Here is a 14,401-nt window from a genome sequence, read left to right as displayed (position 1 = left end):
TCGATGGCTGTCGAGCCGGTTTTTCCTTCAGGCGGCAAACGGCTGTTCACCGCGCTGGCCGCGTTGCTCGGCTGGGCGGGGCTGACGATCCAGCTGTACCTGATCCTTCATCTGCGCTGGACGGTGGACGCCAGCCTGTTGGGCGGGCTGATCAATTTTTTCAGTTTTTTCACCGTGCTCACCAACACCCTGGTGGCGGTGGTGCTGACCTGTGCCCTGAACCTGCGCAGCTCACGGGGGCAGCGGTTCTTTCTGCAACCCTGGGTCAGCAGCGGCATCGCGGTCAGCATTTTGGTAGTGGGGCTGGCGTACAGCCTGTTGCTGCGTCACCTGTGGCATCCCCAGGGCTGGCAGTGGGTGGCGGACGAGTTGCTGCACGACGTGATGCCGTTGCTGTTTCTCGTCTACTGGTGGTGCTGCGTGCCCAAGGGACGCCTGGGGTTGCGGCATGTCGCCGGGTGGATGCTTTACCCGCTGCTGTACTTCGCCTATGTCCTGCTGCGCGGGCATGTGCTGGGGCTGTATCCCTATCCTTTTGTCGACGTGGACAAGCTGGGCTATGCGCAGGCGTTCGTGAATGCGTTGGGGGTTCTGGCGGGGTTTGTGCTGGTGGCGTTGGTACTGGTGGGTGTTGATCGGTGGCGGGGGCGAACCTTGGGTTCGGTGTCGTCTGGTTGAAGGTTATCGCGGGCAAGCCTCGCTCCTACAGACAAGCGCAATCGTGTAGGAGCGAGGCTTGCCCGCGATAGGCGGCAAAGCCGCCGTTTTTATTCTTCTTCGCTACTGTCCAGGCGCCAGTAACCGGCGGCCTTCACGAACTCGTCGTCGAGTCGGTGCTCGTCCAGCAGCACCCGGCGAATCTGCCGCGAGACTTTGCTTTCCGTGGCCACCCAGGCGTACAGCTTGCCGCTCGGTACCTGTAGCCCGCGCACGGTGCTGATCAGGTCCTGCTGGCCGCCGTCGCGCTCGACCCAGATCACTTCGATCTGCGCCGCGCTCTCCAGCACTTGCCGCTCGGCCGCATCCTGGATCTCGATCACCGCCAGCACCCGGCGTCCGGCCGGCAACTCTTCCAGGCGCCGGGCAATGGCCGGCAGTGCGGTTTCATCGCCGATCAGCAGGTAGCTGTCGAAGATGTCCGGCACGATCATCGAGCCGCGGGGGCCGCCGATATGCAGGAACTGGCCGGGCTTGGCCTGCTCGGCCCAGGTCGAGGCAGGGCCGTCGCCGTGCAGGACAAAGTCGATATCCAGCTCACCGATGTCCAGGTCGTAGCGCCGTGGCGTGTAGTCGCGCATGGCCGGCATCGCGCCGTTGTCCTTGCCCGGGCCCAGCACCAGGGTTTCCAGGGCGGCCTGCTGTTCGGCGTTCTGCGGGAACAGCAGCTTGATATGGTCGTCGCTGCCCAGGCTGATGAAGCCGGCGAGTTCCGGCCCGCCCAGGGTAATGCGGCGCATGCGCGGGGTCAGGTCCACCACCCGCAGCACTTCCAGGCGGCGGCGTTTGATTTCATGGCTGACCCGATGAATCGATGGCGAGTTGTCTGCGGTCATTCAGCTGACTCCTGAGCAGAAGGGGTGGCCGGGCCGTCGACGATGGCGCGGGCGGTGTTGTTCAGCAGGTCGCGGACCCGCACGATTTCTTGCGGGTTCCAGCGGCCGTGGTGCATCTGCAAGGCGTGGCGCAGGTTGTGCACTGCCTCGTGGATTTCCGCCGGACGATCATGGCCGCGCAACGAGCGCTTGCTGACGTCGATGCGCATGCGCACGCCGTCCAGGGCAATCGCCTGGTCCTGTAATGACAGACGACCGGCCTCGGTCACGCTGTAGCGTTTTTTCCCGCCTTCGGCGTCGCCGCTGATCAATTCGCTCTCTTCGAGGAAGGTCAGGGTCGGGTAGATCACGCCCGGGCTGGGGCTGTAGGCGCCATCGAACATGCCTTCGATCTGGCGGATCAGGTCATAGCCGTGGCACGGCTGTTCGGCGATCAGCGCCAGCAACAGCAGCTTCAGGTCGCCGGGGGCGAAGACTCGCGGGCCGCGGCCGCCGCGTTCACGCCCGGGGCGTTTCTCGAAACCGTCGTGGCCGTCACCGTACTCGCGGTGGGGGTGGTGGTGTTCTCTCATTTTCTCTTTCTCCTGTTTGGTTAAGACATAACTTAAGATATATCTTAAAAGTCGCGCAAGTACTTCTGCGCCAGCCAGATCAGCCGTTTGTCGGAGAATAGAATTGAGAAGCATTCTTGTGGCCGCTGCCGAAGGCTGCGATAAGGTCCGAAGGACCTTTTGAGGCCCTCAAGAGCACGCCTCCTGCGGAGTCGATCGCAGCCTGCGGCAGCGGCTACAGGACGGGGGGAGGATTCAGCGTTGAGCCAGGCTGCCCAGGCATTGGGTGTTGCTGCCCGGTTGCAGGTATGGAGTGAGAATCGGCGCCATGCCCTTGAGCACCTGGACCGGCAAGGCCGAGGTGAACTTGAAGGCTTGGGCCGAGGCGCCCGGCACATAGGCGGTCAGGGTGCCGAAGTGGTGTTCGCCGATATAGAACACGAAGGTGGCGGTGCGGTTGATGGATTTCGAACTGAGAATCCGGCCGCCGGAGCCGATGGCCTCGATGCGGTTGTCGCCGGTGCCGGTCTTGCCGCCCATGGCCAGCGGCGTGCCGTCGGCCAGTTTGAAGCTGCCGGAAACCCGCTTGGCGGTCCCGGCGTCCACCACTTGCGACAGGGCTCCACGTAGCGCGATGGCCACTTGCGAAGGCATCACCCGCTTGCCCTCGGCCGGGTCGTTGATCAGCTTGGTTTCATAAGGCGTACCGGCGGCGAAATGCAGGCTGTCGATGCGCAGGGTCGGCATGCGCACGCCGTCGTTGAGGATGGTGCCGACCAGTTCGGCCAGCGCCGCGGGGCGATCGCCGGAACTGCCGATGGCAGTCGCCAATGAGGGCACCAGGTGGTCGAAGGGGTAGCCGACTTTCTGCCAGCGCTGGTGAATGTCGAGGAACGCCTCGATCTCCAGCATGGTGCGGATGCGGCTGTCCCGGGCGCTCTTGTGCCGGCTCTTGAACAGCCAGCTGTAGACCTCCTGGCGCTCGAATTCGCTGGCTTTGACGATCTCGCTGAACTTGGCGTCGGGGTTGTTCAGCAGGTAGCCGAGCAGCCACAGGTCCAGCGGGTGCACCTTGGCGATGTAGCCCTGGTCGGGCAGGTCGTAGGAACCGGGGCCGTAGCTGTAATAGAGCTTGTCCAGGCGTTCGTCGGTGAGTTTCTCCGTGAGCTTGGCGCCCTTGAGGTGCGAGCGCACGAAACTGTTGAAACTCTCCTGGCTGGCTTCCGGCAGCAGGTAGCGGTGCACGGCCGCCAGGCGGATCGGCGTCGGGTGCATGCTGTCGAGGAAGGTGTCCAGGCGCGCCTGGGTGTCCTTGTTGCGGTACTTCTTCCAGAACCGCAGGAGGAAGGAAGTGCCCTCGCGGTCGGCGAACTTGGCCAGGTATTCCTGGCGCCGCGGGTCGCCGTCATCCTTGAGCAGGGCGGCGCTGTTGCTCGGGCCGGCGTAGGTGCTGTAGCGCACCAGGTCGCGCATCAGGCGGATGAAGGGCAGGTTGATGGACTCGCGCAGGGCGTCGCGCAGGCTCGGCATGCGGCCGTTGTCTTCCTTGCGGAAGTTATGAAAGGTGTGCAGCCCGCCGCCGGTGAAAAAACTCTCGCCGGGGCTGGCCGAGTATTTGCGATCCAGGGCCGCCTCGAGCATTTTCGGCAGGCTGCGGTCGCTGTTCTGGATCAGGTAGTCCACGGCCCAGCGGCTCAGGCGGTCCTGTTCGGCGATCTCGACTTTCTTCAGCACCGCCGGGGTTTCGGCGCCGTACTGCTCGTACAGTTCGGCAATGATCTGCAGGTAGGTGGTCAGGACCCGCAGCTTGGCGGTGGAGCCCAACTCCAGCTTGCTGCCTTCGTTGATGTCGAAGGGCTGGTCGGTGCTGTCGGTCTGGACCCGCACCCGCGAACCGTCGGGCGTCAGTTCGAGCAGGGTGAAGCTGTAGCGCACCTGGGTGGTGCTGGTGGGCGTCAGCAGGCGTTCGCCGAGCAGGCCGATTTCGGCGGCGAACGCCGGGTCGGCCAGGTGCTTGAGGTACTCGGTGGCCTGGCGCTGCAGGTCGCTTTGCAGGGTACTGGTGGCGGACAGGTCGAGGCGGTCGAGGTCGTATAGCGGCCGGTTGAGCAGGCCGGCCAGGCGGCTGCGGGCGACGCTGATGCCCTTGTTGGTTTCGATCGGCTGGATCGTCGGTTGCTGCACCCAGTCGCGGAAGGTGGCCTTGCTGGCCAGGGCGGCGGTCGACAGCGGCGGGTCGATCACCCCGCTCTGGGTCAGTACGCGGATATGGCTGTCGGTGAGTTCGACCAGTTCCTGGCGACCTTTGGACAGGTAATGCGAAGGCCGGCGCTGGGCGATCATCAACGACAGCACCTGGCGCAGGGCCAGGCCGCGTTGCGCCAGGCTCTGCGGATCGCTGGCGGTGCTCGCCAACTGCTCGTTGACCTGGGCGAAGTCGGCGCCATACCAGACCCGCAGCCCTTCGGCCATGCCGTGCACTTCACCGTGGCCGGGCACCGCTGACAGCGGCACGCTGTTGAGGTAGTCGCGGATGATGCGCCGCCGGGCCTCGAGAGTCTGCTGGCCGCCCTGGTAGGCGCGCACGCTGGCGGAAATCATCTGCCGGATCTTCTCCGCGCCGGATACGGTCAGGCCGTCCGGCGAGTGCCGGTACTTTTCCAGCTGGGTCGCCAGGGTACTGCCGCCCGCCGTCTGCCCGGGCAGGTGCAGGAGCTTGGCCACTTGCGACCAGGCGGCCTTGGCGAAGCGCGGCCAGTCCACCGCCGGGTTGGCCAGGGGCTGCTCGGGGTCGAGCAATTCGCGGTTCTCGATGAACAGCAGGCTGCGCACCATCACCGGCGGGATGGAGGCAAAGTTCGAATAGAGCTGTTGCGGGTACTTGAATTGATAGAGCGGCGCCGCGCGGCAATCGGTGATCGACAGCCCGGCCTGAATCTTCTCGGTATAGGGTACGAAGAAGCCGTTCTCGCTGTAGTTCATCAAGGAGGGGGAGAAGCGGGTCTGGGCCTCCACCACGTAACCGCGCTTGAGCAGGCGCGCCAGGAAATCATCCAGGGCGCTGTAGCCCAGGCGTTTGTCGAAGGGGCCGGCGCCGGGGTAGACGATGGCATCGCTGGGCCCGGGCGCCATGGAATAGTTCAGGTCCGCGGCGAACTTGCTGAGCTCGCGCGCCTGCAATTTCGAGGTGCGCATTTCCTTGGATGCGGCAAAGCCCAGGGCAACCAGCGCCATCAGCAGCAATAGCCAGAACAGCCGCCACCAAAGCCGGCTTGAATGGGGTTTTTCGGGGATAGGCGCTTCTTCCACTCGATCAGTTGGCACTACTTTTTTACTCGAATCGGTCTGCCTTAAAGCACCCATAGTCGACTGATCCATTCACGCAGATTGATCGGACTTGTCTGAAGCTTAGACGGTGGCGGGCAATGGTGAAAAATTTGTGATCGGCCTGAAAGCATTCACCTCTCTTGCAGGAGCGCGCGTACTCGCTATAGACCCGAGAGCGCCGGGGTATATCGGAAACACCGCGTCATCCTTGACCATCCACGCGGTCAGGCTCGCGCCTTGGGCATTCGACAGGGAGCGGGAGAGGGTTGAAATAGAGCCATCGCGACCGGTAAATACGCCCTAGGTAGGGGCATGACGCTGCACCATGGCTGTGCAATACTCGGCGCCGTTCAAAAATGACAAACGGCGAAAATTCCAGGTAATGCCACTCGGTAAAACCGGAAAATACCGAGATTTCTCTCTGAATTTATCTGTTTATAGAGTGAAAAAGCCTGCCGTCGGCTTTTTATACTGCACGCCCCACTGATCTTGCAGGATTTGTCCTACAAGACGTGTCGGCCCACAAGGTCGATCCGATCTGGCGGGTACGGGTTATCCGTCCGTGCCTTACAGACTCGGTGGCTCATATCCAATAACAAGATGAGGTTGTATCCCTATGCCAGTTGGCAACCACCTGCCCCAAGGCGAGACCGCTCAAGGCGGCCCGCTGAAACGCGAACTCGGCGAACGGCATATTCGCTTGATGGCGCTTGGCGCCTGTATCGGTGTCGGCCTGTTCCTCGGTTCGGCCAAGGCCATCGAAATGGCCGGCCCGGCCATCATGCTGTCCTACATCCTCGGCGGCCTGGCGATTCTGGTGATCATGCGCGCCCTCGGCGAGATGGCCGTGCATAACCCGGTCGCGGGTTCCTTCAGCCGTTACGCGCAAGACTACCTGGGCCCGCTGGCGGGCTTCCTCACGGGCTGGAACTACTGGTTCCTGTGGCTGGTGACCTGCGTCGCGGAAATCACCGCGGTGGCGGTGTACATGGGCATCTGGTTCCCCGACGTGCCGCGCTGGATCTGGGCCCTGGCGGCCCTGGTGAGCATGGGCTCGATCAACCTGATCGCGGTCAAGGCCTTCGGTGAGTTCGAGTTCTGGTTCGCCCTGATCAAGATCGTCACCATCATCGCCATGGTCATCGGCGGCGTCGGCATCATCGCCTTCGGTTTCGGCAATGACGGCGTGGCGCTGGGCATCTCCAATCTGTGGACCCATGGCGGTTTCATGCCCAACGGCATGACCGGCGTGCTGATGTCCCTGCAGATGGTGATGTTCGCCTACCTGGGCGTAGAGATGATCGGCCTCACCGCCGGTGAAGCGAAGAACCCGCAGAAGACCATTCCCAACGCCATCGGCTCGGTGTTCTGGCGCATCCTGCTGTTCTATGTGGGCGCGCTGTTCGTGATCCTGTCGATCTACCCCTGGAACGAAATCGGCACCCAGGGCAGCCCGTTCGTGATGACCTTCGAGCGCCTGGGCATCAAGACCGCCGCCGGCATCATCAACTTCGTGGTGATCACCGCCGCGCTGTCGTCCTGCAACGGTGGCATCTTCAGCACCGGGCGCATGCTCTACAGCCTGGCGCAGAACGGCCAGGCCCCGGCCGGTTTCGCCAAGACCTCGAACAACGGCGTACCGCGTCGCGCGCTGCTGCTGTCGATCTTCGCCTTGCTGCTGGGCGTGCTGCTGAACTACCTGGTGCCGGAGAAGGTGTTCGTCTGGGTAACATCCATCGCCACCTTCGGCGCGATCTGGACCTGGGTGATGATCCTCCTGGCCCAGCTCAAGTTCCGCAAAGGCCTGAGCGCCTCGGAACGCGCCGGCCTGAAATACCGCATGTGGCTGTACCCGGTCAGTTCCTACCTGGCCCTGGCGTTCCTGGTGCTGGTGGTGGGGCTGATGGCCTACTTCCCGGACACCCGCGTGGCGCTGTATGTGGGCCCGGCGTTCCTGGTGCTGCTGACGGTGCTGTTCTACCTGTTCAAGCTGCAACCGAACAATGCCCAACAGGGCGCGGTGCGTTCGGTGTCGTAACCACTGCAGGCGATAAAACAAAAAGCCCCGGTCAGTGACCGGGGCTTTTTTATGCGGGCGATCTTTCTGCGGTTCCAGGTTTTAGTGTTGCAACCCCCCGTTCACCGCAGCCCGATCGCCGGTGCGCGGTCAGCCCCCCAACAGCCCCGTGGTGTCCGCGTCGAACGCCGCTTTCGCTTGCTGGGCGGCGGGCGCCAGCAGGGCCAGCAACGCGGCCTCGCTGTACAGCTTGGTGCTCGCCAGGCGCTTGGGCGTCGGTTCGATCGGGATCAGCACGTCTTCATCGCTGGCGTGCAGCCAGATCGCCACCACCTGCAGCGCCGAGACGAACAACACTCGCAGTTCAAAGGTTCGGCCTTTGAGGTGCGGCGCCTTTTCCGCCAGGTTCAGCGCATTGACCGTGGCCGACGCCATGGCGCCGTGGTTCAGGGACGAGAACTCGACCTGGCCAGCGACTTCTGCCAGTTGAGCGTCGGCAATCGACCCCCCGTCGCTGAACACCAGGTAATGCCAGTCCCCCAGCGCGGCCTGTTGCAGGCCTTTGCCTTGGGCCAGGTCTTCCAGGCTCAGCGAGTAGCCACGGTAGGGCTCGGACAGGCTCACTTTGCTGGCCGTGGCCTGGGCGATCTGGCGGTTGACGCCGAAGCCTTTGCTCTGCAGGGCGGCCTGGAGAGCCGGGCGCAGTACCTGAGCGCCGTTGGCGGGTGCCTTGGGATAAGTCAGTTGCATGCTGCCCTCCTTAGTTTTTCCGGGTGAAGTAAGTGTGGGTCCAGTTGCCGCCGCCGTTGTACGAGCGGGGGAAGCTGTTCAGGGCACGGGTCGAATAACCGTAGATGGAGTCCGCAATCAGCAGGTAGCTGCCGTTGGTGCCATAGATCGCCAGAAAGTGCGCGCCGCCGCCAAACCAGGCACAGCGCAGGCCAACGGGGCGCCCCATGTTGATCTGGTTGTCGATGGCCGACAGTTGGATCGAACCCTGGCTCATGCCACCAAAGCTGCGGGTGGTTTGCAGGGCCGAGTCCAGGTAGCCGTACACGTTGCACGGCCCCGGCTGGTTGCAGCAGGAATTGCGGCCCAGTTCCGTGTTGGCGACCCCGCATTGAGTCCAGGAACCGGTGCGGTAATAGTTGCCGACCGAGGCCGACAGCGCGGCCCAGCACCAGTTGGTCTGGGTTTGCTGCTGAATGCTGAAGTTGAGGCTGGCGGCCAGGGCGGCGTGTTCCGCGCGGTCGTCGACTTCGCTCAGTCCGGCATTGAGCAGGGTGCCGACCAGGCACTGTGGCAGTGCCTCGGCAGGACCTGTACGGGTGAATGGTGTGTCTTCAAGGGTTAACATTTTCATCCTCCATGAGTGAAAACAAGCGTCCAGCTTGTGTCGTTGTTGCGTGCTGCGATAAAGCGTTTTTCGAAAGCCCGTGACCGGCTTGTAGGGTTCACCATCCTCGATGGCCTGCTCTGGTCGGGCTCAGGGATAACCTTAGTTGCAGTATGCATTTGTGCAAATAAAATTATGCATTAATGCAAATCGTTGGCGGCAAGCCGTCTGCTATGGATGGCCTGGGAGGAGGGCTTGCACGACAACGGCCCATGCGGGCCGGCTTGGATGCCGCACGTCTGAAAGACCACGGGATCAGCAATTTCGCCGATCGATGGGCATAAAAACCTGCCATACAAGTTGAGCAACGTTCCAACGCGGGAGTGTCACCCATGAGACTCTTATGGAAGGGAATCTCCAGATACACGGTGATCGGCATCGCCAACACCTTTATCCACTGGCTGGTGTTCTTCTTGCTGAGCCTGGTGGTGGGCCTCAGCCAGGCGCTCAGCAACCTGGCGGCCTTTTGCGTCGCGGCGTCGTTTTCTTTCTATATGAATGCGCGTTTCACCTTCGCCGCCAGGAGGTCGGTCGGCGGCTATCTGCTGTTTCTGGGCGGCATGGGCGCGCTGAGCCTGGGCGTCGGGCATGCCGGGGATCTGTGGCGGCTGCCCGGCTTGCTGACGGTGCTGGTGTTTTCCGCCCTGAGCCTGGTGGCGGGGTTTCTGTTCGCCAAGTACCTGGTGTTTCGCGAGTGTGAGCCATGAAGATCTCGCTGATCGTTCCGGTCTTCAATGAAGAGCAAGCCATCGGCCTGTTTTACCAGGCGGTGCGTCGCGAGTTGCGCTTCGAGCAGGGCGAAGTCGAGATCGTGTTTATCAACGACGGCAGTTCCGACCGCACGGCCGAGGAGGTCAAGGCCCTGGCGCAGGTGGACGAACAGGTGCTGCTGATCAACTTCTCGCGCAATTTCGGCAAGGAGCCGGCGTTGTTCGCCGGGCTGGAACACGCCAGCGGCGACGCAGTGATTCCCATGGACGTCGACCTGCAGGACCCGATCAGCGTCATCCCGCGGCTGATCGAGGAATGGCAGAAGGGCGCCGATGTGGTCCTCGCCAAACGCCGCGGGCGCGCCGCCGACAGTTACCTGAGGCGCTGCAGCGCGGCGCTGTTCTACCACCTGCTGAACCGTATCGCCTACACCCGGATCGAGGAAAACGTCGGTGACTTCCGGCTCATGGATCGCAAGGTGGTCGATGTGATTCGCACCCTGCCCGAGCATCAGCTGTTCATGAAGGGCGTGCTGTCGTGGGCCGGCTTCACCACGGTGGTGGTGGAGTACGAGCGCGCCGGGCGGGTGGCGGGCAACAGCAAGTTCAATGGCTGGAAGCTGTGGAACCTGGCGCTGGAAGGCATCACGTCGTTCAGCACCGTACCGTTGCGGTTGTGGACCTACGTCGGTGGCGGCATCTCGATTTTCGCCGTGCTCTACGCGGTGTACATGGTCCTGGACAAGATTTTCTTCGGCAACAGCGTGCCCGGCTACCCTTCGTTGATGACCGCCATTCTGTTTCTCGGCGGTGTGCAGTTGATCGGCATCGGCATCCTTGGCGAGTACGTCGGCCGTATCTATATCGAAGCCAAGCATCGGCCGCGTTATGTGATCAAGGACGTCATCGGCGGCAAAGACCGCCTGGGGCTCTAGCATGGGCAGAATGGGCAGCTTGTTCAGTGGGGAACTCGGGCGCCGCCAGGTCTGGCTGTTTTTTCTGTTCGCCACCTTGTTGTATGTGCTGCCGCTGATCCTCGCGGACTTTCCCTATATCGATGACAACTGGCGTTCGTTGTCGGCCGGTACCGCCTGGACGGAGCAGGGGCGGCTGTTTGCCGAGCTGTTCTACAACGCCCTGACCTTCAGCGGCGCTGCGCCGAACATCTTTCCCTTGCCGCTGTTGATCGCCACGGTCGCCATGGCCGCGGCACTGAGCAGCTTGACCTTCCATTACTACCCGCAGCCGACGGCAGCCTGCTGCCTGGTGCTGTTACCGCTCTGGTACAACCCCTTCTTTCTGCAGAATCTGTCGTATCAATACGACGGCCCGGCCATGGCCTTGAGCCTGGTGGCGGTGATCTACGCCATCACCTATCGCAACCCGTACCGCGTGCTGCAGTGGCTGGTGCCGGCCTTGCTGGTCGCGCTGGCCATCGGGCTGTATCAGATCAGCATCAATGTGTTCCTGGGCCTGTGCTGCCTGGAGGTGATCCGCGGCGCCAATGACAAGACTGCCTGGCCGCGCTGGTGGGAAATGATCGGCTGGAAGATCGCCCAGGCAGCCCTGGGCTGGATGATCTATTGCATCACCGCCTATCCCTTCATGGAGCAGACCCGCACCTTGCTGCTGAACTGGTCGGCGCAGCCCTTGCTGCAACTGCAGGTCAACATCGGTCGGGTGCTGGAAAAAGTCGTGCTGCTGTTTCACGGCGGGTTCGCCTGGGTGTTCGCCGTGCTGGCGCTGTGCGCCCTCGCCGGTTGCGTGCGGTTGGGACTGAACCTGTTCAAGCGGCCGGACAGCGGCCTGAAAAAGCTCGTGATGGCCCTGGTCTGCCTGCTGACATTGCTGCTGGTGGTCGTGCTGGTGTCGGGGATCGCGCTGTTTTTCCGCGACTTCAATGAAGGCGCCCGAACCTTGATGGGCTTCGCGCTGCTGTTGGTGTTGCTGTTCTATCTGAGCCACCTGGCGTTGGCGACACTCCATGAGCGCTTGTCGCTGCTGCTGATAGTGCCGCTGCTGGCGATGCTGTCGCTGTCGTTCGCCTATGGCCGGGTGCTGACGGTGCAGAAAACCCTGGTGGCCAGCGCACTGTGGAGCCTTGAACGCGACATCACCAGCCACCAGCAGTTGCGCGAGGCCAAGCGCATCTATATGTCGGTGACCTATTCCGATCACTGGCTGCTGGCGGCCGCAGGCTCGTTCAAGCAGATGCCGGTGCTGCACTACCTGCTGAACATCGACTTCTTCATGCTGGCGGAGAACCTGCCCAAGGTGGGCATTACCAACGTGGTCGCGGAAAGGGGGCGGCGCAATGCGACCCTGGTCGGTTACCAGGGCTATCCACCGCTGGTGGACAGCCGCTACTACCGGATCTACCTGCTGGGGGACTACGGTTTTATCGTCATGAAGGAGCCGGCGCCGATCAAGACGCTGCACTGGTGAGGGCCGGCGGTCCGGCTAGACATCGATGATCACCAGGGTGCCGTGGCTACCGGGCAGCACCGCATGAACCAGCCCGGCTTCGACCAGGTACATCTGGCCCGCGTTCACCCTCACCTCACTGCCGGCAATGCCCAGGCGCAGGCAGCCATGGGTCACCAGCAGGGCTTCGTTGTAGTCGTGGCTTTCTTCGGCGTGGGCCTGTTGGTCCATGCGCAGCACCTTGATGCGCGCCGGCCCGACCTGGCCCACCACGGAGGACTTCCAGCTAGCGGGCAACTGGCTGGACAGCGAATCGAATGACAGCAATGGCATGTGGAACTCCCAAAAGTCAGTGGTGCAGCGGTCTGCTTTCGGTGGTCCGGTCAAGCATCGTGGGGGCGTTTTTTCAGAATTCGTCCATCAGCAGCACACGGCATTCCTTGGCCTGGAAGGCGTTGATCTGCGGCACCAGGCGGGTGAAGTGCTCGGTCTGGCAATGGGCCTTGAGCGCTGCGCGGTCTGGCCATTGCTCGATAAAGATGAAGTGCCCCGGGTCTTGCTGGTCGACGAACAGGTCGTAGGCGATGCAGTCCGGCTCCTGGCGGGTCTTCTCCACCAGTTCGGCGTACCAGGGGCGCACGGTGTCGAGGTGTTCGGGTTTGATGAAGTCTTCGGCGATGACTTTGAGCACGGATTTGCGTCCTTTGCCTATCGATGAATAACGCCCCCACCGCAAGGGCGGGGCGTCGGGAGTGGCTGGTCAGGCCGCGGCTTCGTTGTTCGGCTCGAAGCTGTCGGCGCGCGCCAGTTGCCACATGCGCGAATAGAACTCGCCGGTGACCGCGCCGGTGAGCAGTTCGCCGGGCTTGAGGAACACATGCAACTGCGAGAACAGCTTGATCTCGGTGGCCGACATGCGTCGCACCAGGTGCCTGGCTTCCAGTTGCGACGGGTGTTGCAGGCCTGCGGCGGCGAGCATTTCCGCCAGGGCCTTGAGGGTGTTGCGGTGGAAGCTGAACACCCGTTGCGCCTTGTCCGGCACCACCAGCGCCCGCTGGCGCAGGTTGTCCTGGGTGGCGACGCCAGTCGGGCATTTGTTGGTGTGGCAGCTTTGCGACTGGATGCAACCGATGGCGAACATGAAGCCACGCGCCGAGTTGGCCCAGTCGGCGCCGATGGCCAGCACGCTGGCGATGTCGAAGGCGCTGACGATCTTGCCGCTGGCGCCGAGCTTGATCTTGTCGCGCAGGTTCAGGCCCACCAGGGTGTTGTGCACGAACAGCAGGCCTTCGCGCATCGGCGCGCCGATGTGGTCGGTGAATTCCACCGGTGCCGCGCCGGTGCCGCCTTCCTTGCCGTCGACCACGATGAAGTCGGGGAGGATGCCGGTTTCCAGCATGGCCTTGGCGATGCCCATGAACTCCCACGGGTGGCCGAGGCAGAACTTGAAGCCCACGGGCTTGCCGCCGGACAGCTCACGCAGCTGCTGGATGAAATGCATCATTTCGATCGGCGTGGAAAAGGCGCTGTGGCTCGATGGCGAGATGCAGTCCTCGCCCATGCGCACGCCACGGGTGTCGGCGATTTCCTGGGTCACCTTGTGCTTGGGCAGGATGCCGCCGTGGCCGGGCTTGGCGCCCTGGCTCACCTTGATTTCGATCATCCGCACCTGCGGGTTCTGCGCCTGCTGGGCAAAACGCTCCGGGTCGAAATGGCCGTCGCTGGTACGGCAACCGAAGTAGCCGCTACCCAGTTCCCAGGTCAGGTCGCCACCGTTTTCCCGGTGATAAGGGCTGATGCTGCCTTCGCCGGTGTCATGGGCGAAGTTGCCGAGCTTGGCGCCCTGGTTGAGGGCGCGGATGGCGTTGGCGCTGAGGGAGCCGAAGCTCATGGCCGAGATGTTGAACACCGAGGCCGAGTAGGGTTGCTTGCACTGCGGGCCGCCGACCGTGACGCGGAAGGTGCTCGGGTCGCTCAGGGGCGCCGGGCGCATGGAGTGGCCGATGAATTCGAAACCCGACTGGTAGACGTCGATCAGGGTGCCGAACGGCTTGTCGGCGCTTTCGTTCTTGGCCCGGGAATAGACCAGCGAGCGCTGGGCCCGGGAGAAGGGCAGGGCCTCGCTGTCGGACTCCAGCAGGTACTGGCGGATTTCCGGGCGGATGCCTTCCACCAGGTAGCGGATATTGCCCAGGATCGGGTAGTTGCGGCGCACCGCGTGGGGGCTTTGCAGCAGGTCGAAAATGCCCAGCAGGCTGAGCAGGGCGGTTACCAGGGTGATTGGCCAGAGCCAGTCATGTTCGAGAAAGGGCAAGCTGGCGAGGGTGAAAATCACGCAGGCAGCAAAGAAGGCGTAGCGGCTCAGGAGGGACAGGCTCATACGGTTTCCTTGGTTCGGACTCTATAGATTTCGTTTTTGGGTA

Annotated in this window: 13 protein-coding genes; 5 read left to right on the top strand and 8 right to left on the bottom strand. The window is 62.9% G+C overall.

Annotation, left to right across the window (positions count from 1 at the left end; genetic code table 11):
- Window positions 1-3: 3 nt before the first annotated feature.
- Window positions 4-678 carry a Pr6Pr family membrane protein gene (locus C4K38_RS25700; RefSeq protein ID WP_053280712.1) on the top strand — a complete coding sequence of 225 codons (675 nt, stop codon included), beginning with the start codon at window positions 4-6 and terminating at the stop codon, window positions 676-678.
- Between the two features lie 89 nt (window positions 679-767).
- Here the strand turns inward: C4K38_RS25700 and C4K38_RS25695 are convergent, their stop codons facing one another.
- The 3 genes from C4K38_RS25695 to C4K38_RS25685 all read right to left on the bottom strand — a co-directional run bounded on the left by C4K38_RS25695 (window position 768) and on the right by C4K38_RS25685 (window position 5,467).
- A complete protein-coding gene (locus C4K38_RS25695; protein ID WP_053280711.1) occupies window positions 768-1,553 on the bottom strand; it encodes a siderophore-interacting protein in 786 nt (261 codons plus the stop codon).
- Window positions 1,550-2,125 carry a PadR family transcriptional regulator gene (locus C4K38_RS25690; RefSeq protein WP_053280710.1) on the bottom strand — a complete coding sequence of 192 codons (576 nt, stop codon included), beginning with the start codon at window positions 2,123-2,125 and terminating at the stop codon, window positions 1,550-1,552. The genes C4K38_RS25695 and C4K38_RS25690 overlap by 4 nt, the downstream gene beginning before the upstream one ends.
- Window positions 2,126-2,359: 234 nt before the next feature.
- A complete protein-coding gene (locus tag C4K38_RS25685; protein ID WP_053280709.1) occupies window positions 2,360-5,467 on the bottom strand; it encodes a transglycosylase domain-containing protein in 3,108 nt (1,035 codons plus the stop codon).
- A gap of 580 nt (window positions 5,468-6,047) precedes the next feature.
- Between C4K38_RS25685 and C4K38_RS25680 the strand changes: the two genes are divergently transcribed.
- On the top strand, window positions 6,048-7,469 hold the full coding sequence (locus C4K38_RS25680) for an amino acid permease (RefSeq protein ID WP_053280708.1): 1,422 nt from the start codon (window positions 6,048-6,050) through the stop codon (window positions 7,467-7,469).
- A gap of 129 nt (window positions 7,470-7,598) precedes the next feature.
- Here C4K38_RS25680 and C4K38_RS25675 read toward each other — a convergent pair whose 3' ends face one another.
- A complete protein-coding gene (locus tag C4K38_RS25675; RefSeq protein ID WP_053280707.1) occupies window positions 7,599-8,198 on the bottom strand; it encodes a hypothetical protein in 600 nt (199 codons plus the stop codon).
- 10 nt (window positions 8,199-8,208) lie between these two features.
- Window positions 8,209-8,805 carry a papain-like cysteine protease family protein gene (locus C4K38_RS25670; RefSeq protein WP_053280706.1) on the bottom strand — a complete coding sequence of 199 codons (597 nt, stop codon included), beginning with the start codon at window positions 8,803-8,805 and terminating at the stop codon, window positions 8,209-8,211.
- Between the two features lie 371 nt (window positions 8,806-9,176).
- Here C4K38_RS25670 and C4K38_RS25665 point away from each other — a divergent pair, with 371 nt between their 5' ends.
- From C4K38_RS25665 to C4K38_RS25655, 3 genes are read left to right on the top strand one after another with little or no spacing between them, the layout of a single operon-like run.
- Entirely contained in the window at window positions 9,177-9,551 is a 375-nt protein-coding gene (locus C4K38_RS25665; RefSeq protein WP_053280705.1) for a GtrA family protein, read from the top strand.
- Window positions 9,548-10,489 carry a glycosyltransferase family 2 protein gene (locus tag C4K38_RS25660; RefSeq protein ID WP_053280704.1) on the top strand — a complete coding sequence of 314 codons (942 nt, stop codon included), beginning with the start codon at window positions 9,548-9,550 and terminating at the stop codon, window positions 10,487-10,489. Before C4K38_RS25665 ends, C4K38_RS25660 begins: the two co-directional genes overlap by 4 nt.
- Before the next feature lies 1 nt (window position 10,490).
- A complete protein-coding gene (locus tag C4K38_RS25655) occupies window positions 10,491-11,999 on the top strand; it encodes a glucosyltransferase domain-containing protein (protein WP_053280703.1) in 1,509 nt (502 codons plus the stop codon).
- Window positions 12,000-12,014: 15 nt separating this feature from the next.
- Here the strand turns inward: C4K38_RS25655 and C4K38_RS25650 are convergent, their stop codons facing one another.
- The 3 genes from C4K38_RS25650 to C4K38_RS25640 form a co-directional block, all read right to left on the bottom strand.
- A complete protein-coding gene (locus C4K38_RS25650) occupies window positions 12,015-12,311 on the bottom strand; it encodes a cupin domain-containing protein (protein ID WP_053280702.1) in 297 nt (98 codons plus the stop codon).
- 73 nt (window positions 12,312-12,384) lie between these two features.
- Entirely contained in the window at window positions 12,385-12,669 is a 285-nt protein-coding gene (locus C4K38_RS25645) for a putative quinol monooxygenase (RefSeq protein ID WP_025806048.1), read from the bottom strand.
- Between the two features lie 69 nt (window positions 12,670-12,738).
- A complete protein-coding gene (locus C4K38_RS25640; RefSeq protein WP_053280701.1) occupies window positions 12,739-14,358 on the bottom strand; it encodes an FMN-binding glutamate synthase family protein in 1,620 nt (539 codons plus the stop codon).
- Window positions 14,359-14,401: the final 43 nt, after the last annotated feature.

This window comes from Pseudomonas chlororaphis subsp. piscium, from assembly GCF_003850345.1.
GTDB lineage: Bacteria > Pseudomonadota > Gammaproteobacteria > Pseudomonadales > Pseudomonadaceae > Aquipseudomonas > Aquipseudomonas piscium.
This window is presented reverse-complemented; position numbering and strand designations above follow the sequence as displayed.